This is a genomic window from Paenibacillus sp. HB172176 (genome assembly GCF_011947265.1).
GTDB lineage: Bacteria > Bacillota > Bacilli > Paenibacillales > Paenibacillaceae > Pristimantibacillus.
Genome location: NZ_JAATHD010000001.1, coordinates 473,227 through 493,258 on the forward strand (window position 1 = coordinate 473,227; position 20,032 = coordinate 493,258).

General features: G+C 52.5%; 13 protein-coding genes. 10 read left to right on the top strand and 3 right to left on the bottom strand.

All coding sequences use genetic code 11. From position 1 onward, the window contains the following. Positions 1-30 precede the first annotated feature (30 nt). From HFP08_RS01810 to HFP08_RS01825, 4 genes are read left to right on the top strand one after another with little or no spacing between them, the layout of a single operon-like run. Entirely contained in the window at positions 31-993 is a 963-nt protein-coding gene (locus tag HFP08_RS01810) for an ABC transporter permease (protein ID WP_240941001.1), read from the top strand. A 25-nt stretch (positions 994-1,018) separates the two neighbouring features. Further along, positions 1,019-1,885: a carbohydrate ABC transporter permease gene (locus HFP08_RS01815; RefSeq protein ID WP_168118793.1), complete on the top strand. Its 867-nt coding sequence runs from the start codon at positions 1,019-1,021 to the stop codon at positions 1,883-1,885. A gap of 45 nt (positions 1,886-1,930) precedes the next feature. Further along, entirely contained in the window at positions 1,931-3,469 is a 1,539-nt protein-coding gene (locus HFP08_RS01820) for an extracellular solute-binding protein (protein ID WP_168118794.1), read from the top strand. Positions 3,470-3,474: 5 nt separating this feature from the next. Then, complete coding sequence (locus HFP08_RS01825) at positions 3,475-5,718, top strand: exo-rhamnogalacturonan lyase family protein (protein WP_277345814.1); 2,244 nt, start codon at positions 3,475-3,477, stop codon at positions 5,716-5,718. Positions 5,719-5,744: 26 nt separating this feature from the next. Here the strand turns inward: HFP08_RS01825 and HFP08_RS01830 are convergent, their stop codons facing one another. Both HFP08_RS01830 and HFP08_RS01835 read right to left on the bottom strand, forming a co-directional pair. Then, positions 5,745-7,526, bottom strand: coding sequence for a sensor histidine kinase (locus tag HFP08_RS01830; protein WP_168118796.1), 1,782 nt, complete (start codon positions 7,524-7,526; stop codon positions 5,745-5,747). 6 nt (positions 7,527-7,532) lie between these two features. Beyond that, positions 7,533-9,152: a response regulator transcription factor gene (locus HFP08_RS01835; protein ID WP_168118797.1), complete on the bottom strand. Its 1,620-nt coding sequence runs from the start codon at positions 9,150-9,152 to the stop codon at positions 7,533-7,535. A gap of 294 nt (positions 9,153-9,446) precedes the next feature. Between HFP08_RS01835 and HFP08_RS01840 the strand changes: the two genes are divergently transcribed. The 6 genes from HFP08_RS01840 (at position 9,447) to HFP08_RS01865 (ending at position 18,340) form a co-directional block, all read left to right on the top strand. Further along, positions 9,447-10,424: an ABC transporter permease gene (locus tag HFP08_RS01840; protein ID WP_240941002.1), complete on the top strand. Its 978-nt coding sequence runs from the start codon at positions 9,447-9,449 to the stop codon at positions 10,422-10,424. Continuing rightward, positions 10,424-11,299 carry a carbohydrate ABC transporter permease gene (locus tag HFP08_RS01845; RefSeq protein ID WP_168118798.1) on the top strand — a complete coding sequence of 292 codons (876 nt, stop codon included), beginning with the start codon at positions 10,424-10,426 and terminating at the stop codon, positions 11,297-11,299. The genes HFP08_RS01840 and HFP08_RS01845 overlap by 1 nt, the downstream gene beginning before the upstream one ends. Positions 11,300-11,384: 85 nt before the next feature. Next, a complete protein-coding gene (locus tag HFP08_RS01850) occupies positions 11,385-12,986 on the top strand; it encodes an extracellular solute-binding protein (RefSeq protein ID WP_168118799.1) in 1,602 nt (533 codons plus the stop codon). Between the two features lie 39 nt (positions 12,987-13,025). Then, positions 13,026-15,122, top strand: coding sequence for a golvesin C-terminal-like domain-containing protein (locus HFP08_RS01855; protein WP_168118800.1), 2,097 nt, complete (start codon positions 13,026-13,028; stop codon positions 15,120-15,122). 57 nt (positions 15,123-15,179) lie between these two features. Continuing rightward, positions 15,180-16,082: a dihydrodipicolinate synthase family protein gene (locus HFP08_RS01860; RefSeq protein ID WP_168118801.1), complete on the top strand. Its 903-nt coding sequence runs from the start codon at positions 15,180-15,182 to the stop codon at positions 16,080-16,082. After that, on the top strand, positions 16,079-18,340 hold the full coding sequence (locus HFP08_RS01865) for an FAD-dependent oxidoreductase (protein ID WP_168118802.1): 2,262 nt from the start codon (positions 16,079-16,081) through the stop codon (positions 18,338-18,340). The genes HFP08_RS01860 and HFP08_RS01865 overlap by 4 nt, the downstream gene beginning before the upstream one ends. 386 nt (positions 18,341-18,726) lie before the next feature. Here the strand turns inward: HFP08_RS01865 and HFP08_RS01870 are convergent, their stop codons facing one another. Beyond that, positions 18,727-19,779, bottom strand: a complete 1,053-nt coding sequence (locus tag HFP08_RS01870; RefSeq protein WP_168118803.1) for a hypothetical protein — start codon at positions 19,777-19,779, stop codon at positions 18,727-18,729. Positions 19,780-20,032: the final 253 nt, after the last annotated feature.

Below are 20,032 nucleotides of genomic sequence, written 5' to 3' on the forward strand. Positions count from 1 at the left end.
GAAAATGGCTTTAACATGCCGGAGGGGAGGATGACGCAAGTGGATGCGAAGAGCGAGATCCATCCGCGATTAAAAGGGGAGGGGCGGCTCAGACGCGGCATTGCGCTGATGCGAAGAGACAAATATTTGTATGTGCTCATTTTGCCGGGTCTGCTTTATTTTTTGATGTTCAAATATATCCCGATCGCCGGCGTCGCGATCGCTTTCCAGAATTACTCGCCCTATCTCGGATTTTTGCACAGCGAATGGGTGGGCTGGGATCATTTTCATCGTTTTTTCACCAATGACGATTTTCTGCTGCTGTTCCGCAATACGATGATGATCAATCTGCTTAATCTAGTTTTTTTCTTTCCTTTGCCGATTGTCATGTCATTGATGCTTAACGAGGTTCGCGCCGAAGGCTACAAGAAAACCATTCAGTCTATTATTTATCTGCCCCATTTCTTATCTTGGGTCATTATTGTCAGCCTTACCTTCTTCCTGTTCTCGGTTGGCATTGGCCTCGTTAATCAACTGCTCGATTATTTCGGGTTTGCCAAAATTGATTTTCTGACCGACCCGAGGTATTTCTGGGGACTGCTCACTGCACAATCAATATGGAAGGACATGGGCTGGGGGACGATTATTTTCCTGGCAGCGATTGCCGGCGTGGACACTCAGCTTTACGAAGCGGCCAAGATGGACGGAGCAGGACGGTTGCGCCAAATCTGGCATGTCACGCTCCCCGCGATTCGCAACATTATCGTCATTCTGTTCATTCTGCGGTTAGGTCATATGATGGATGTCGGTTTTGAACAAGTCTATCTCATGATGAACGGCGCCGTGTCCGAGGTTGCGGATGTATTCGATACCTATGTATTCCGATTGGGCATTCAGCAAGGACAATTCAGCTTCAGCACGGCTGTCGGCTTGTTTAAATCTATTGTCGGACTGATTCTAGTGGCGGCAGGTAACTATTTGGCGAAAAAATTCGGCGAGGAAGGCATCTATTAAAGGTAGAATAGGAGGAGCGCTGGCAATGAAGGAAAGCGGATTGGAGAGGCTGTTTAATCTTATTCATTATATCCTGCTGGGAATAATCGCATTGATTTGCTTGTTTCCGCTTTATTATGTTTTTGTCGTATCGTTCACGGAGCCAGCGGAATATGCGAAAAAATCATTCGTCCTGTTTCCCCGGCATTGGAGCTTCGACGCTTATCATTATTTGCTGGGAAATCCCGCATTCATGAGAGCCATGGGCACAAGCACCTTCCTTGCGGTTGCCGGCACGATCTGCAGTCTGCTGGTCACCTCGACTGTTGCATACGGTTTATCGAGAAGGAGACTGCTTGGGCGCAGAGCTCTGATGGTTGCCATTCTGATCACAACTTTGTTCAATCCGGGCATTATTCCGCCCTATCTGGTTGTTCGGGAATTAGGCATGATTAACAGCCTGTGGTCGCTGATCATTCCCGTTCTGACGAGCGGCTGGTATGTGCTGCTCATGAAGGGGTTCTATGACAGCATTCCGGAGGATTTGGTCGAAGCGGCGGCGATCGACGGAAGCCATGATCTCTTGACATGGTTCAAGATCATACTGCCGCTGTCGCTTCCGGCGCTGGCCGCCTTCGGACTTTTCTACGGCGTTGCCTATTGGAACACGTATTTTACTGCGATTCTGTATCTTACCGATTTTGAGAAATGGCCGCTCCAGGTGCTGCTGCGAAATATGCTGATCGATCTGACCAATACGGGGCTGGAGGATATGGACCCGACTCGGACGAGGCCGACGGAGACGTTGAAGATGGCTGCGGTTGTCGTGGCCACGGTTCCGATACTCCTCGTGTATCCATTCTTGCAGAAGCATTTCGCCAAAGGCGCGATGGTTGGTTCGATTAAAGGTTGAAACTATGAATTTAGAAACCATGAATGAATATAGGGAGGAATTGCAATGAAGATCAGGAAGAAACAGCGCATGCTCGGGGGATTATTGACGCTTGTTCTGCTGTCGGCTCTCATAGCGGGCTGCAGCGGGAACAAGGAGGAGAATCAAGGGGAGGCAAGAGGAGGGAAAGCGGGTGACGGAGCGCCGACCGAAATTTCCATCATGCTGCCGTCGGCAGCCGTTACGCCTCCGAAGGAAGGCAATGAAGTGCAGCGGGAAATAGAGAAGCAAACCAACACGAAGCTGCATATCCAGTGGGTGTCGGGCGCGTATGAGGACAAAGCGAACGTCACGCTGGCCTCCGGTGAATTGCCCGATCTTATGACGATCAAGTCGCCGGACATATTCGGCAACGTCTTCCGCACGATGACGCAGCAAGGCGCATTCTGGGATATCGCGCCTTATATTAAGGATTATCCAAACATCAGCAAGCTTCCGCAGGCGATTTGGGACAAAGTAACAATGGACGGTAAAATTTACGGCGTTCCTCGTCCAAGAGCGCTGGAGGGCGCGACCTTCTACGTCATTCGTCAAGATTGGCTGGATAATCTTGGTCTCGCTATGCCGACAAATCAAGAGGAGTTGTTCAAGGTTTGGGAAGCGTTCACGTTCGACGATCCGGATCAGAACGGCAAGGACGACACGATCGGTTTCGCCGGATCGCTTGGTCATGTCGAGGTTATGTCCAATCTGTTCACGAAAGCGTCGGGCATCTACGGCTCGGTCACGGCGCAGTGGAAGCTGCAGGACGACGGCAAGCTGATCAACACGGCTCTGCTCCCAAGCCTCAGAGATTCTCTCGTCATGATGAGGAAGGCGATCGAAGAGAAGCTTGTGCCGGAGGATGCGGTTACGATCAAGAGCGAGCAGATCAACAATCTCTTCATCAGCGGCAAAGCGGGCACCAAGCTCGACAAGTCTTTTTCCAATTACAAGAATGAGCTGGAGCTCAGGAAGGTCGATCCGAACGCGGTTATTGTGCCGATTCCGGTGTTGAACGGTTATGCGCCGCAGGATCTGGGCTTCCTGAATATGATTGCCATATCCAAGAAGGTTCCCGAAGCGAAGATGAAGAAGCTGCTCGCCTTTCTGGATTACGGATTGTCGGATGAAGCTTATGATCTGGCGCAATGGGGCATTAAGGATATTCATTATACGGAGGAGAACGGAGAGCGAACGAAGACGGACCGGTATACCTCCGACTCAATCAGCGATTATTTGAATCTGATCTATCAATATGATCGTTACGGCAATACGACCAGGCCGAATATGCCCGATGATATGAAGGCGATGCTGGAGAAAACGGTCGAGGAGAAAGAGAAGGTCAGTGTTCCCGATTATTCCTTCGGACTTGTGTCCGAGACAAATCTGACGGCAGGCGTTGAGCTGAGCAAGAAAATCGATGATATGAAAACGAAGGTACTGCTGGGCAAGGAATCGATGGAAGCCTGGGATACGTTCGTCGAGGACTTGAAGGTTAATCCGGATCTGATCAAGATTACCGATGAACTGAATGCGGCGCTGCAAGAGCTCAAGGGCAAGTAAGGGCTATGCACATTCCTCTCTATTTCGAGAAATTATCCAAGTTCGAGAGAAAGGCGGAGCCGTGCTCGATCTCAATTCCGTTCAGGCAAGGGGCCGTGATGCCGAGTTCAGAGATTACCATTATGGACGGGAGCGAGGCAGTCGCCACCCAGGGAAGAGTCACGGCGCAGTGGCCGGACGGCTCCGTCAAGTGGATGCTCCTGCATTTCATGGCGGATCTGCCCGCGGGCGAGAGCAAGAGCTTCACTTGCAAGCCGCATGTGCGAACGACGTTTCCCGCAAGGCCTGTTAATGTGGTGATGGGCGAGCCCGATGGAGAATGCTTCATAAATACCGGCGAGCTGCAAGTGAATTTGCGGGGGGCGAGGGGCAAAGGCCTGTTTCATTCTCTGCATCGGCGGAACGGGATTCGCATGGAGGAGAGCATAGGGCCGGAAATACAAGATCGTAACGGATGCCGTTATGTACCGGAGATTAACGCGAGAGGATGGACAGTTCTGGAAGCGGGGCCGGTTCGCGCGGTCGTCCAATCTCAAGGCGTGCATGTCGGCGCGGATGGACGGCAATGGTTTGATTTCGAGGCGCGTGTCTATGCTTATGCGGGCAAACCGTGGCTACGAGTCGAATATCAAATTATCAACAAGCAGCCCGAGCGGGAGCAGTTGATTCGTTCGCTCGAGATGGCGTGGCGGAGTCACAGGAAAACGATCGCTGACGGCAATATTGAGATGGGTCTCGGCAGATCCAATTATGCGACAACCATTTATCGCGGCGAGACGGGCAGCCGATTATCCCATTGCATAACGGCTGAATCCCTGCTAAGCGAGGCGAACGAGCATAATCCGGAGGTTTTCTACGGCACCTTCTGGGGCGCTTGGGCAGAGAGGGGAGTGGGAGGCTTCGCCGTCACGGTGCATCAAGCGCAGCAGAACTTTCCCAAGCAATTGGATATTGCCGATACCGGAGTGAGAGTGGGACTGATTCCGGAAGGATCGAATGTGATCATGCGACAAGGGATGGCGAAGACGCATCGCTTCTTCCTGCATCTCTTCGAGCCCGGCGAGACGATGGAGCAGGTCAATGTCCGCAGTCTGCAATTTCAGATGCCCGATCAGCCTGTGCTGGACAGCATGGTCTATGAAGAGGCCGGCGTGATGGAGCAGTTGTCCGTCCTGAGGATGAATGACGAGGCGGAGCGCGCCTTATCTATGCTGGCGGATAGTCGGATGAGAGCGTACGGCATGCTGCACTGGGGCGACGGACCGGATCCGGATTATTCGGCACAGGGAGACGGAAACATAGTCTGGTCGAATAACGAATATGATCTGCCGCATTCCGCCATGCACCTCTATGCGAGGAAGGGCGATCGAAAGGATTTGTCCGCTCTGCTTGTTGCGGCTGAGCATTGGATGGATGTGGATATTTGTCATTTCAGCAAGGATCCGCTGCGGCATCTGGGCCAGCTCATTCCTTCGGCCGACCATGCGTCGGGAGAGCCGGCTGTATGGCATGAATGGGTAGAGGGCCTGCTGGATTATTATCATATGACGGGAGAATGGCGTGCATTGCGGGCGGCGATCGGGATCGGGAATAACATCATTCGCCTGCTTGCGACTCCGCAATTCCAGACAGAGGGAGAGCTTCAAGTTCGAGAGTACGGCTGGGCGCTAAGAAGCATAGTCGCATTGTTCAAGGAAACGGAGGATAACAAGTGGTTGAGAGCCGCAGAGCATATCGTAGAGCAATTCGCGGCATGGAAGGACAAGCACGGCGCATGGCTCTCTCCTTATTCCGATCACGCTATGGTCCGTGTGCCATCCCTAATTGGCATAGCTGTCAATAGTCTCATGCGTTATTACCGACTGAAGCCTCAGGAGAGAATTAAGGAAATGATCGTGGACGCCGTTCGAGACATGATCAAGCATACCTATCGCAAGAATGAGAAGGTATTTGTCTACAAAGAACTGCCAAGTCTGTTTCGTTTCGACACTCCGGATCCTACAGTGCTGGAGTCGCTGGCTTATGCCTACGAGCTTACCGGCGACACCTCCTTCCTGGAAGCGGGCAGAGCAACCTTCCGGACTTCCTTGAACCGCATCGAGCGAGAATGCAGAAGCGGCATTGTCAAGGCGATCGTGGGCGACGCGCTTATCGTGGGACAGGGAGCGGGTCCTAAGATGTTCGCGCAGCAGTATTATCCGCTTTTCTATTATTATCGAACGGCTGCGGGCGCTGGGTTTTCATTGTAGGCAGCATGGCAGGGGGGCTAATAACGTTACAGATAGGGGAACCGAATGATGACGACGGTTCCCCATCCATGCTTGCTTTTGACCGTCAGACCGAATTCCTCTCCGTATTTCAATTGAAGGCGCTGATGAATATTGCGCAGGCCCAATCCCGAAGAGCGCTGAGATTCCTTATGATTCAATTCGTTGCGAAGCTTGGTCAAGGCCTCCTTCGGCATCCCGCCCCCGTTGTCGACGATTGTTGCGAGAATGACGGAATCGTTCGCCTGAACGGCGACCCGCAGCTTATGCCGCGACTCGCGATTGCGAAAGCCATGCTTGATGCTGTTCTCGACAAGCGGCTGGAAGAGCAGCTTGAGCGTTGAAGCCGAAAGCGCGCGATCGTCCGCATTCAACTCGAAAGTGAAGCCGTCGTCCCTCATAATTTGCTGCATGTATACGTACTTGCGCAGGTTGTCCAAATCCTCGCTGATAGTCACGACGGGACGGCTGTGGTCCGTCACATATCTCAGGTTGGAGGAGAGATGAAGCAGAAGCGTGGATACGACGTTGTTCTTGCCCATTCTGTCGATCGCTTCCCAATTGATGGCTTCGAGCATGTTGTACAGGAAATGGGGATTGATTTGCGATTGCAGGGCGAACAGCTCCGTCTCTCTTTGAAGCAGTCTGTTCTGGGTCAACGACTCCTTCATCTCGTTTTTCTCTATAAAATTCCGAACAAGATGCAAGGTGATATAGCCGAATTCGTCATTCTTGTTGGGGTGGAACTTGGAAATATCTTTGCCTTCGTTATAGTGGCGAATCATATCGATCAGCGTTCGAACAGGCTTGTAGTTTTTGGCTGTGTATCTATAGGCCAGCGCAATGCCAAGTAAGATCGTCGCGACAACGATGATGACGTTCACTCTCTTGATAAAATCCAGGCGCTGCGTCAGCTTTTCCGTCGGCAGTATGGATATATAGGTCCAATCGTAATGATTGGATTCCACATAGGACACCAGATAGGAGCCTTGATCGGCGTTTTTCACCATATGCCCGCTCACGCTTAGCTGATCGAGATCCTCCTGATTCAGGAAATGGGATAATTGGGCATCCGAGGTTTTGTAGAGCACGCTTCCCATTCCGTCCATAATGAAGATCGTTTTGTTCTTCGCATCCGGAATATCGGAGATGAGAGAGTCGAAATATTTCGTTTCCAGATTCATGACAATTACGCCAGTGCCTTGTCCGGGCTGCGTGACAAAGATGGGCACCTTGCGGTAGAGCGACAGCGTCTCGATGCGGCCTTCGGGAGAATTGGAAATTTCGGCGGAACGGACCTCTGCCCAATAATTCTTCTTATCCTTGTTCCTGCTATAGGATTCAAGCCAGCTCTTGTCCTCGAGCTGAGCCAGCTTGCGGATGCCGTCCGTCGTGAAGATAAACTCGTCATTCTGCTCGTGATAGAAGTAGGCGGATCGAATATACGGCTTGGCGAGAAAGATGCGGAACGTATTCTCCATAACCGAATTCAGGTAGATGTATCTGGACGGGGACAAATTTCCTCCTGGCTCCATTAATCCTTCTACGGCATTGTTGAATTCATTGTCAAATTCGAGGAGGGAGATGAGCTGCGTAATATCGTTCAGAATCGTGTCCAGCGTCTGGCCCATCAGCGACAGAAATTTGGCATCCTTCTCGATTTCCTGGTTTTTCATATCGCTGCTCCAGTACGTAATGTAATACACGTTAAGCAGCAGAATGGGGATGAAGATGCATAGAATCAGCCAACTGAAGTTTTTGACCATCAACTGCTTCCGAATATTCAGCATGCGTCCCTAACCGTCCTCTCCGATGCGAATTCGATCTCTGTATTCAGAAGGCGTTAACCCCGATACGGCTTTGAACACCTGGCTGAAATGCTTGGTGCTTCGATAGCCGACGCGATCCCCGATTTCGTAAATTTTCATATGAATATTCCGCAATAGAGACTGCGCTTCGCGTACCCGTACTTGAGTGACATATTCCACAAAGCTGCTTCCCGTTACTTTTTTGAATAATTTGCTAACGTAGGTCGGACTGAGATGAACGGCGTTCGAGGCGGATTGAAGCGTTATGTCGTCCATATAGTTTTTCTCGATATAGCTTTTGATTTGCGCGACGAATTTATGGCTCATTGAGCTCTTGCTTTGATTGAGCCGCAAGGCGCATGCGAGGACCGCTGCTTTGAGCTGCCGCTCCATCTCGGATGGGTCGTGCGCATCATCCAATTGCAGGAATGATCGGGATAGATCATCGCAGCTTCCCAGTGGCTTGCTTTGAAAGTTCTCCACAGAGGCTTGTACGGCCAGCATTGCGTTTCTCATGCCCTGACGGAGGATTTCGATTGAGGCATGGTGGGCCTTCAGATAAGCGAACAGTGCCGCAACCGCTTGCTCCGTCTCGTCAGCTTTCCCCGCCAGCATGCAGCGGATAATTTCTTGATCCAGACTTCGCGGATGAGTGGGAGCGGAGAAGCGCTCGAATGCCGGTGTCTGAGCTTGAGGCGGGAAGGCTGCCTGAGCTTCTGTCTCAGCCTGAGCCGCCGTTCCGGCCCGTTTGCGCTCGAGTGCTTGACGACTGCCTTGTTGGAGATCGGAGAGCGACAGGAAGGCATCGCTTAAGAAAACAGGGGGATGCGGATCGGCGGGGGACAGCGTCTGCAGGAGATGCCGAACAGCTTCATCCCGTTGCCCCCCCTCATTATAGTTCAACAAGAGATGGATATCCTCTTCTTGCTTGAGAGTGAAGGGGAACACGGCTATGGAAAACCGCTGCAGGCTGCCGCGCAAATTGCGGATGCCGCGAAATGCGGTCAGCTTGTCGTTGGCCGGAAGCGAATGCGGCATGGAGGCGAGCGTCATGACGCAATAGCGGCTGTAAGGCAGCTCGATGCGATGCTCGAACAAAAACTCCTGAACGGCTTCCGGGCTGCAGCCGTTGCCGAAAATTAGCTCCTCCAGAAATTGCTCGAACAGCAGATCGACGGCGTCCATGTATTTTTCCTCGAATGTTTTCATCTGCGTCTGCTGAAGAAGCCGACTATCGCGCTCTGACGCAACTTCCATCAATGCTTTGTTGAGCTGCCCAAGATCGGTCGGCTTGGTCAAGTAATGCTTGACGCCGAATGCCATCGCTTGCTTCGCATAATCGAAATCGCGAAAGCCGCTTAATAGAATAATAGAGATCTCCGGCCTCATGCGAGTGATTTGCTCGATGAGCTGCAAGCCGTCCATCATCGGCATTCTGATATCGGTAATCAGAACGTCGACGGAATGGGTTTTCATCAATTCAAGAGCTTCCAGTCCCTCGGAGGCCTGGAGGGGAGCTTGAAAGTGCAGGGCATTCCATTCGACATGGCGCATGAGACCTTCTCTGATCTTCTTTTCGTCGTCTACGATAAGAACGGAGTATCGCATGATGCTCTCCCTCGCCTTCTGCTGATTATCTTCAATTATAACGTCGATTTTTGACAGTGAACAACCATCTGGCAGGAATAATGCCCAATTGACCAAATATTCGGACAAGCTTGCAAGATTTCGAACCTTGGAGGCGATTTTACAGTAGCGAGCATCGAAAGGCTCGCGCCATCTGGCTATATTTGCGAACGATATCGCAAGTTCATGTCGTTTTCAGCCCCGGGCCGGGCGGCTTATACTTAAGTCACAAACAACGAATCAGGCATGTTGAGTCTTCGGAAACGGGTGATGGAAATGGCTTTGACGGAAAAAGCGGGAATGAAGAAAGCGGCCTTCGCATGGAATCGGCGGCGGACGGAAGGCAGGCAGGGAGGGACCTTGGCCCATATGCGCGCCAACAAATCGCTCTATCTCCTATTGGCGCCGGGAATTCTCTACTATATTCTGTTTCATTATTTGCCGATGTACGGCATTATGATCGCTTTTCAGGATTACAGCATTTTCGGCGGCTTGACAGGGAGCGAATGGATTGGACTGCAGCATTTCAGAGATTTATTCGCGAATGAGGATTTCTATCAAGTATTTCGGAATTCCTTGTTAATCAGCTTCTATAAGATTGTGTTCAACTTTCCTGTACCGATTCTGCTGGCGATTCTGTTGAACGAGGTTCGCAAGATGGCCTTTAAGGGAACGATTCAGACCGTTATCTATCTTCCCTACTTTCTCTCCTGGGTCGTTATCTCGGGTCTGGTCATCAATTTCCTCTCGCCTTCCTCGGGCGTGGTGAACATGGTGATTGAATCGTTCGGAGGAGATCCGATTAATTTCCTGGCAGAGAAATCCTACTTCCGCTCGATTATCGTTCTGTCGGATTTATGGCATGGCATGGGCTGGAATACAATTATATTCCTGGCCGCTTTGACCGGCGTCGATCCGCAGCTCTACGAGGCGGCGCGAATGGACGGGGCCAACCGGATTCATCAAATGCTGCATGTGACGCTGCCGGGGCTGAAGAGCACGATTATTGTGCTGCTGCTGATCAAGATCGGCCATGTGATGGACAATGGCTTCGAGCAAATTTTTCTGCTCAGCAATCCGCTTGTCTACGAGGTCGGGGATGTCTTCGAAACCTATGTTTATCGCACGGGCTTGATCGAGGCCCAATATGATTTCTCGACCGCGGTGGGCTTGTTCAAGTCGGCAATCGGCCTTTCGCTGCTGCTAATCGCGAACGCCGTGGCGCGCAGATTCGGGGAAAGGGGGATATTCTAATGCGCATTCGCAGCTCAATCGGCGACCGTTTCTTTGATGTCTGCAATTATTGTTTTCTGATTCTGTTAGGCGTGATTACGCTGTATCCGGTGCTTAACGTGGCGGCAATCTCCTTAAGCAGCTATTCGGGTTATGTCAGCAATCCGCTCATGATTTTCCCGATTGATTTCGATCTGAGCGCTTACGGCCAGATTATTACGAATCCGCTGCTCCTATCGAGCTACGGCAATACGATATTCATTACGCTAGTCGGTACGCTGCTTAATGTCGCCGTTACCGTGCTGACGGCGTATCCGCTGGCAAAATCGAAGATTCGCGGCTCAAGGCTGGTCATGTTCTTCATCATATTCACGATGCTGTTCAGCGGAGGCATGATTCCGACCTTTCTCGTAGTGAAGGGGATGCATCTGTACAACTCTCTGTGGGCGGTTATTGTGCCGCTGCTGATCAGTACCTACAACTTCATTATCGTCAAAACCTTCTTCGAGACGATTCCGGATGCGCTGGAGGAATCCGCCAAGATCGACGGCGCGGGCCATATGTACATTTTGTTCAAAATCATCATCCCCCTCTCGTTGCCGTTAATGGCTACGGTCAGCCTGTTCTACGGGGTGGCGAACTGGAACCGGTTTTTCGAGGCGGTGCTCTATCTGAACGATCGCTCGAACTGGACGATGACAATCTTGCTTCGGGAAATCATTACGGAGAATTCGGATTTGTTCGCAAGCTCGGATCCGATGGCGACGGAGAAGATGTATCCGAAGACGATGCAGAGCGCTACGATTATTGTCGCCATTCTGCCGATTCTGTTCTCGTATCCGTTCATGCAGAAATATTTCATCAAGGGCATTATGCTGGGAGCCGTCAAGCAATAGCTTCGATATCTCTCCGGCGATGTTCGGCATGCAGAGGACAGAGCCGGGTTGATATATAAATCGATAAGTAGAGGAGAGTCCGCGCATGAGAAGAAAAGGGTCCATCTGGATTGGCATGGCTTTAACGATCGTCATGATGAGCACGACCGTTCTTGGCTGCTCGCAAAGCGGCGCATCGGACAACAATGGGGGCAACGCGAATGCAAGCGGCAAGGAGGAGGGCGGCAACGGCTCGGCCAAGCCGGTAAAATTTGAAATTTTGCTTAGGGCCGGCTCCGAATTCACGCCGGAGAATAATCCATGGGTAGATGAAATCAACGAGAAGGCGAATGCGGATATTACCTGGAATGCCGTGCCTATTGCCAACGTATGGGAGAAGCGCAACGTGCTGATGGCTTCCGGCGATTATCCGGAGGTGATCATTATGAATCCTCCAGCGGACAATATGTATGAGGAGATGGTGAAGAACGGCGTACTCCTGCCGCTGAACGATTATCTGGAGGATGCGCCGAATCTGATGAAATACACCAACCCCGCTTCGCTGGAATCCGTCCGCGAGGAGGATGGCAGCATCTATATGATTCCCCGCTCCACGATTGTGCGAGAGGACTTCATGGGCATTCGCAAGGACTGGCTGGATAAGCTGAACCTGGAAACGCCGGAGACGATCGACGACTGGAGGGAGTTCTTCAAAGCAGTCGCGACCGGAGATCCGGACGGCAACGGCAAGGCGGACACCTACGGCATTACGGAATCGAACGAGATGATGTCCATGAACGGCACGATTAATCTCGAATATTTCGCTCGCGCCTGGCATGCCGACAAGCAGTGGTACGACGACGGCAAAGGCGGCGTGTTCTACGGCGTATTCGCCAAGGACGGACGCTTCAAGAATGCGCTCGAATTTTACCGGGAGCTGGTCGAGGATAAGTCCATGGATCCTGATATGATCACGAACAAGGGCATCGCTGCCAAGGAGGATAAATTCAATCGGGGCGTGACGTCGGCTATGCGCATGTTCGCCGGCAAGCTGGACAGCTATCTGAATGTTATTCGGAATATTCAGCCGGAAGCGGAAATCGAGCTGGTGGATTTCCCGACAGCTCCGGATTCGGAGGCCTACAAGGACGAGAAGCTGATTCTGACGAATTCCGGCGTATACAACGCATGGGCGTTGACGAACAAGGCCAAGGGCAAGGAGAAGGAGATTATCCGCGTATTCGACTGGATGCTTGGCGACGAAGGCTGGAATGTGCTTAAGAATGGCGTGGAAGGGGTGCAATACAAGCAGGAGAATGGTGAAATGGTGAAGCTGGAGCCCGAATACGGCAATTTCTCCAAGTGGATCGGCCACCTGATGATGTTCCGCCGTCCGAATGACGAGGATCTGTGGTTGAAGAAGCTCGTGCCAGAGGTTTATCCGTATCAGAAGGAATGGCTGGACAAAAGCGTAAGCTACGTGAACGACAATTATCAGCAGGACGGCTTGCTTGGCCTCGTATCGGACAAGCAGACCGAATTTTACAAGAAGGATATTTATACGAAGGAATTCGTGGAGGTTGTCGCCCAGATTATATTCGGCGAGCTTCCGCTGTCGGCCTGGGACGAGTTCCTCGACAAGGTGTACGCCAGCGGCTGGGAAGAAGTCACGCAGGAGTATAACGAATACTATCAATCGCATCGGTAGTGTTGGCATGCAAATTCGAATGAAGGAGACTTGCCTGATATGAACTTGACTAGTATGAGAAAGGGGTATGGACTTGCGGCCGCGGGAGCGTTGCTCTTCGCTCTCTTGCTGCTGCTTCCGTCCCATGTATGGGCGGCTGGCTCGGTTATCGACAATCGGGACGCGGGGTATTCGGAGACGGGAGCATGGACGACAAGCGGTCTAACGGGACAATACGGCTCGGATTCCCGCTATGCAAGCAGCGGCTCGGGAAGCTCGAAGGCCAGGTGGACGCCGGATCTGTCCGAGGCCGGGCAATATGATGTGTATATCTGGTATCCCGCCTATTCCAATCGAGCGACAGATGCTCCGCTTTCAATTGCGTATGATGGCGGAACCTCTTCGATGACGATGGATCAAACCGCCAACGGCTCGCAATGGAATCTGCTCGGCACCTTCGATTTCGCAGTGGGAACTGCGGGTTATGTGGAGCTGACCAACGACGCCGACGGCTACGTTGGAGCGGATGCGATAGCATTCGTCCCGGAAGGAGATTTGCCGCCGCTCTCGAAGCTCCGGACCTTGCCGGCAAGCTTCGAGCCCGGCGACATTCAATTGCAAACCTTGTTCGATGCGGATCCCTTGGGAGTGGACGCTTACCTTGCTTTCCCCACGATCGAGCGAATCAGCGATGAGTCGGTGATCGTGTCCTACAAACGCGGCGATGCCCATTATATGGAGTCGGAGGCTTCCCTGGAGACAATGATCTATAATCCTTCGACAGGCAGCGTGAGCCGAACGGTTACGGATCATTCCCCAGGTGTTATAAATCAGAATCCGGAGCTTATTCCGATGCCGAACGGGGATTTGTACAATTTCGTGGATCAGCAGGACGGGGGAACGAAGAATCGATTGGGCGTCGAGATGTTCAAATCGACCGACGACGGAGTCACCTTCAGCGACGAGGGGAAATTTCCTCAAGTCGGCGCCTACGAATACGGTTATTTCTTCGACGGCTATAACGATGGCGGCACGATGTACGTGCTGGCGATGTCTTTCCCGGAGCTGACCGGCGGCAGCCGCGCCGTTCATGTTCTCAAGACGGAGGACAGCGGCGCAACCTGGAGCTACGTAAAAAATTTGAACATGGAATTCGGCTTTGCGTTCAATGAAAGCTCACTTGAGAAATACGGCAGCGGCTATTTGATTATGACCAGAGGAGACGATCACACGACGAAATTGTTCCGAACGGACGCGGCGTTCAACCTTGTGTCCGAATTGAATTTGTCGGCCGCGTACGAGGAGATCGATTATATCGGCCGACCGAAGCTATTCGTGAAGGATGGCGATTATTATCTGCTATGCCGCAACATCGAAGGCTCCGTCACGCATCTGAAATTGTATAAGCTCAATCCCGATACGCTTGCCTTGGAGACGAGCGTGGAGATCGACAGCAATACGTTCTCTGCATCCGACTCGTATTACGCGGAATCGTATTTCATCGAGAAAAGCGGCGTCATGTATCTGGATATCATTACGTATCAAAAAGGAAGCTCGTCGGATAAACCGAATATCGTGCGGTACGAAATCGCCTGGAAGGATATGCTCTGGCGCTTGCAGGAGGACTTCGACGGGACGGCGGCGGGCGCTGTGCCGTCGGGCTGGACAGAGGGCACGGCCGGAGGCGATGTCGGAACGATCATGCTGACGGGCGCGCCGGACAAGAGCTTGAAGCTCGAGGATACGAGCTCATCTCAGCTGGTAGAGGTGGTCTCGGATTTCGAGGCGAAGGACGGCACGACCACCTTGGCGCTGAATGCGCTCGCCGGGCAAACGACAGGCGTATTCGGAATCAGCCTGCGGAGCGGAAGCGGGGTTAACGGCGTAACGGTCGCCTTCGACGGGAATGGGGATATCTATACGTATGACGGCGGAATCAAGACCGTCATCTATTCCTCTTATAACGCCAATGCTTGGTACGGGCTCAAGCTTGTCGCGGATATGGCGGCCCAGACCTTCGACATCTATATCGACAATGTCAAGGTCGGCGATCAACTGGCGTTCCGTCATGCTGTGACCGAGCTGTCGAATATTCGCTTGAATAGCACGGGAGCGGGGCAAGGGATCGCTCTTATGGATGATATTGTCATTTATTAGGTGAATCCGATGTATGAGGAAGAGCCAGCGACATCGAGGGAGAGGACAGTGAGGGAAATGAACGCTAAGAAGATGGAAGGCGTCATCGTCGCGATGAACTCTTGCTATGACGATCGGGGGCGCGTCGCTCCCGAGACGGCGGCAGGACTGGCGCGATGGCTCGTAGACAAAGGTGTAAACGGACTATATGTGGGAGGCGGAACGGGCGAGGGTCTGCTGCAATCCGTGGAAGAACGCCAGGCGGTTCTGGAAGCTGTCATCGGCGAATGCGGCGGTGAGATTCCGATTATCGCCCATGTCGGAGCGATGACGACGGATGCGGGCGCGGCGCTTGCCGGGCATGCGGAGAAGGCGGGGGCGGACGCGGTCTCCGCCGTGCCGCCCTTCTACTACGGGTACACGGAGGCGGCGGTGAGAAGCCACTGGCAAGCGATTATGGACAGCTGCGCCTTGCCCTTTATTATTTATAATGTGCCGGCCTCGACGGGTTTTGCGGTAAGTCCCGAATTTCTGTCGTCGTTATGCGCGGACAAGCGGCTGATCGGGATTAAGACAACCAGCTTCAGCACTTATGAATTAGAGCAATTCAAGGCCGTCGGCGGGGAGGCGTTCGCGGTATATAACGGACCGGATCAGCAATATCTCGCGGGCCGGGTCATGGGAGCGAGCGGCGGCATCGGCGGAACCTATGGCGCTATGCCCGAATTGTTCCTGGCCATTGAACGGGCGTATCGCAATGGGAATATTGAAGAAGCGCGTCATTGGCAGATTATTGTCAACCGCGTCATTACGGAAATTCGGGCGCTCGGGTTGTTCGGCACGGTGAAGGAGCTTGTGCGCATGAGAGGCATCGATTGCGGCGCGCCGCGACTGCCGCTCCCTCCTCTGTCTCCGGATGCCCTTCCGCGGGTGCATAAGCTGCATGAGCAAATTATGAACGAAATCGAGCGGGCAATATGAGAGAAGAGCGAATCAAGAAGGATATTACAGTCGCGGGCGGCGGATTGTCCGGCATATGCGCGGCGATTGCCGCAGCCCGACTGGGCCGCAGCGTCGCGCTTGTCCAGAACCGGCCCGTGCTTGGCGGCAATTCCAGCAGCGAGATCAGAGTATGGGTCAGCGGGGCGTCCGCGACGGGTGTGAACCGCTATGCGCGGGAGACGGGCATCATGGGCGAGTTGTATCTGGAGAATCAATACCGAAATCCGCAAGGGAATCCCTATATATGGGATTTGATCTTGCTTGAGGCGGTGAAAGCCGAGCCGGGGATCAGCTTGTTCCTGAATACGGAAATTATGGATATAACGGCTTTTCCACTGGAGAATGGACGAAGAAGAATAACGCTCGCATCGGGCTGGATGTCCGGGTCGGAGCGCAAGCTGAGCTTTGAAAGCGAGGTATACATCGATTGCACGGGAGATGGCTTGGCAGGCTGTTTGGCCGGAGCGGAATATCGCATCGGGCGGGAGGCCGCAAGCGAATTTAACGAAAATCTGGCCCCGGAGATTGCCGACGACTTGACGCTGGGAAGCACGATTTTTTTCTATACCAAGGATACCGGAGAGCCGGTCACATTCGTGCGGCCCAGCTTTGCGAAGCGTATCGAGGAAACCTCCATTCCGATCAAGAGAGTCATTCGCAGCGGCGACTCCGGCTGCCATTATTGGTGGATCGAATGGGGAGGAGAATGGGATACTGTTCACGACAATGAATCCATTCGCGATGAGCTGTGGTCGGCAATCTACGGCATCTGGGATTATATTAAGAACTCGGGTCAATTCGAGGCGGCCAACCTTACGCTGGAATGGGTGGGCGCTGTGCCCGGCAAGCGAGAATATCGCAGATTCGTCGGAGATTATATGCTGAATCAGAACGATGTGATCGAACAAACCGATTTCCCCGACGCGATTGCGTTCGGAGGATGGTCCATTGATCTTCATCCTCCCCAGGGCATGTACGCGTCTACCGGCGGCTCCAGACATTTTCACCCGGACGGGATCTATTCGATTCCGTTCCGAAGTCTATATTCCGTCAACGTGGATAATCTTCTGTTCGCGGGTCGCAACATAAGCGCTACGCATATCGCGTTCGGAACGACGAGGGTTATGGCGACTTGCGCGATTATGGGGGAGGCGGCCGGCACGGCTGCGGCCTTGTGCGTCGAGAAGCAAGCAAGGCCGCGTCAGCTGTACGAGCAGCATATACGGGAGCTTCAACAAACGCTGCTGAAACAGGACGCTTCGCTGATCGGCATAGCCAATCGGGATGAGGAAGATCTGGCGGCCTCGGCCCGAGTGAGCGCATCCTCTTATTGCGCGCGCATGGAGGTGGCTGGGGAAGGCGAAGCCTTTCGCTTGTGCGTCGACGTCGCCATGTTGTTTCCTGTTAACCCGCTCGTTACGCATATCGATATACGGTTGGATGCGGATGAAGCGACTGTGCTGGAAGCCGAATTATGGAATACGGGCAGAGGAGAGAATTATGTTCCGCATACGATGATTTTGTCAGCCTCCGTCGAGGTCGAGCGTGGAGAAGAGCAGTGGGCGAGGCTGATTCTCCCATGGAGCCCGGACATGCCGCAGAATGCCTTCCTGATCATCAAGGCGAATGCGAAGCTGAGCTTGCGGCTGTCCTGCGAGCCGCATGCAGGCATGCTGGCCTTCGTGCGTCAAGCCTCTGGGGCTGGAGCCGGGCGGGATTTGCTGGAGGAGAAGGAGGAGACGCAAGGGGTGCTGCAATGGAGCATGAAGCCGGTAAGTCGCCGATTGTTTCATTGCAGGATATACCCGGAGACGCAAGCCTTTGCTCCGAGGCAAATCATTAATGGATACCGAAGGCCGTTCGCCGGTCCCAATCAATGGTTATCCGGGCGGATGGAAGAGGGCAAGGCGGAATGGCTGAGGCTGGATTGGGACAGCCCGGTCAGCATTCGCGAGGTGCATGTCATTCTGAACGACGACGTGAACGAGTATTTGAATAATTTGCATTTTCTGAGAACGCCGTTCGAGATTATTCCGGAGCTGCTTAAGGATTATGAGGTTGAAATTCGGGAAGCGGATGGCAGTTGGCGGGTTGCGGCAACGATTACAAACAACCGCAAACGAAAAAATATCATTCAGCTTGCTGAGCAAGTGGAGACAGACGCGTTGCGTTTGCAATTTGGAGCGGTTAATGGCTCTCCTTATGCAGGAGTAGTCGAGGTAAGAGTCTATCGTTAAGAAAAGTTGAGAAAAACGCCTGACGGCGTCCTTGGAAAACAGCCACCTGCTCTAACGGACATTCGGTCGCCTTAAACTGCTTTTTTCGCTGCCTATTTACTCTAACGGACATTTGGTCACCTTAGCGATCAATTCGAACGCATAGTCAACCCTATTCATCCGCTAAGCGGATCAAATGTCCGTTAAAATTCTGAGCAGGCTCATACGAGCTTCTAAAGGTCGAAAATGTCCGTTACAGTTGCAAGCGTTCATTCCTTCCATAAGAAAGGGGACCGATGTTTGGACAGTGGTCCCCTGCTTGCGTTTTGAGCCGAACTATGCGGATTCGCAGGGGAAATCCCAGCGTATTCGCGGGAAACCCCTTGGTGGGCCCGGGCTTCCCCTCACTATTCAATAAATAAGGGAATGCGCGTCTTCATTGAACTTGGAATCGTAAATGTATTTTCTTCATTGGAATTGCTCCCCGAATAACCCTCTGCTGACCCGGGCAATACGATCTCTGCCTGGTATTCGCCCGGCGGAACCAAGGCGCCGTTGTCATCCTTCTGATCCCAGATAAGAGTTGTCATAGCGGCGCCTTGCTTCCATGGGATCGCCCCGCTAAAGGAGCTTGATTTCAATGTTCGAACAGGCTGATAGACGCCCTCGATATTTTGAGTAATGGCGATTTCGAATACAACAGGTTTTGATACGGTCACCTCTTCATCGCTCACGTTTAATAAATAGATTTCGAGTGGAAATGGCTTGCCCTTCTTCCCCCAGACATCTGTAAAAAGAGCCATTGCGAGAGGATAACCGTTAATTCCTCCTGCTCCGTTCAAGTTGCCATTTACCTGAGAATAGTTCCATTCGGTCTTGTCTACGAGCTGAATCTGAAGCTGGTAAGACGGGATGGCCTCCATATAGGGGAAGTAAGCTTCGAAGGAAGCTATATTTCCCGCAGGTGATTGGGAAACCTTCTGGCGAAGCAGCCGGATTGGCTCGGTTACGGCAGCCTGCTCGCCGTTCTGATTGAGAATGGCGATGACGATTTGTTTATTCGAAGGGATAGCCTTGTTGAATTTAATGATGCCCGTTACAGCAGACGGATCCCCTAGTTCTGCGAATTTAGTCTCGACATACCCCATACGCACGTAATCATCTTTATCTTGCAAACTCAGGTCATGCTGGTCTGCGAGATAGACATCCACGGCATTCTGATCTTGTTGGTAGTGAATCGCTCCGCCGACTTCGTCCGTGAACTGTCGCAACGGAATATAAATCCGTCCCTTGTAATTCAAGGCTTGATCCCCGGAGGAATCGAGCGAATGCATTTCCCCGTTCACATGAAAATAAACGGTTGTCGAACTGATCAATGCTTTGATCTCATCCGATGTTGAAGCAGCTGTTGCGACTAATACGGCCATTCCGCACAGAAATCCGAGCAGGAATTTCTTCATTGTTTTCACGCTCCTTTATCGTATCCACATACATCCAATGCATTTATCATGTAGACGTTATGGACAGGGCGGAAGTTGCGGCAGGCTGCAAAGCGGTTTTTGTCTTGCTGCCTGGCTGGAGTAAGTGGCGCTATGTCTTGCTGCTGCTGAGTTGGTAGAACTGACGTTTTTGTCTTGCCGCTGCCAAGTCGGAGCAAGTATTTCTCCCCCGGTGTCATTCCTTGGCCCAATAATCATTAGCTCAGATACGCTG

Bases quoted from the DNA above. Each gene is read 5' to 3' on its own strand.
- HFP08_RS01855 (WP_168118800.1), top strand. From the start codon at position 13,026: ATGAACTTGACTAGTATGAGAAAGGGGTATGGACTTGCGGCCGCGGGA.
- HFP08_RS01865 (WP_168118802.1), top strand. From the start codon at position 16,079: ATGAGAGAAGAGCGAATCAAGAAGGATATTACAGTCGCGGGCGGCGGA.
- HFP08_RS01860 (WP_168118801.1), top strand. From the start codon at position 15,180: ATGAACGCTAAGAAGATGGAAGGCGTCATCGTCGCGATGAACTCTTGC.
- HFP08_RS01845 (WP_168118798.1), top strand. From the start codon at position 10,424: ATGCGCATTCGCAGCTCAATCGGCGACCGTTTCTTTGATGTCTGCAAT.
- HFP08_RS01840 (WP_240941002.1), top strand. From the start codon at position 9,447: ATGGCTTTGACGGAAAAAGCGGGAATGAAGAAAGCGGCCTTCGCATGG.
- HFP08_RS01850 (WP_168118799.1), top strand. From the start codon at position 11,385: ATGAGAAGAAAAGGGTCCATCTGGATTGGCATGGCTTTAACGATCGTC.
- HFP08_RS01815 (WP_168118793.1), top strand. From the start codon at position 1,019: ATGAAGGAAAGCGGATTGGAGAGGCTGTTTAATCTTATTCATTATATC.
- HFP08_RS01870 (WP_168118803.1), bottom strand. From the start codon at position 19,779: ATGAAGAAATTCCTGCTCGGATTTCTGTGCGGAATGGCCGTATTAGTC.
- HFP08_RS01835 (WP_168118797.1), bottom strand. From the start codon at position 9,152: ATGCGATACTCCGTTCTTATCGTAGACGACGAAAAGAAGATCAGAGAA.
- HFP08_RS01810 (WP_240941001.1), top strand. From the start codon at position 31: ATGACGCAAGTGGATGCGAAGAGCGAGATCCATCCGCGATTAAAAGGG.
- HFP08_RS01825 (WP_277345814.1), top strand. From the start codon at position 3,475: ATGCACATTCCTCTCTATTTCGAGAAATTATCCAAGTTCGAGAGAAAG.
- HFP08_RS01830 (WP_168118796.1), bottom strand. From the start codon at position 7,526: ATGCTGAATATTCGGAAGCAGTTGATGGTCAAAAACTTCAGTTGGCTG.
- HFP08_RS01820 (WP_168118794.1), top strand. From the start codon at position 1,931: ATGAAGATCAGGAAGAAACAGCGCATGCTCGGGGGATTATTGACGCTT.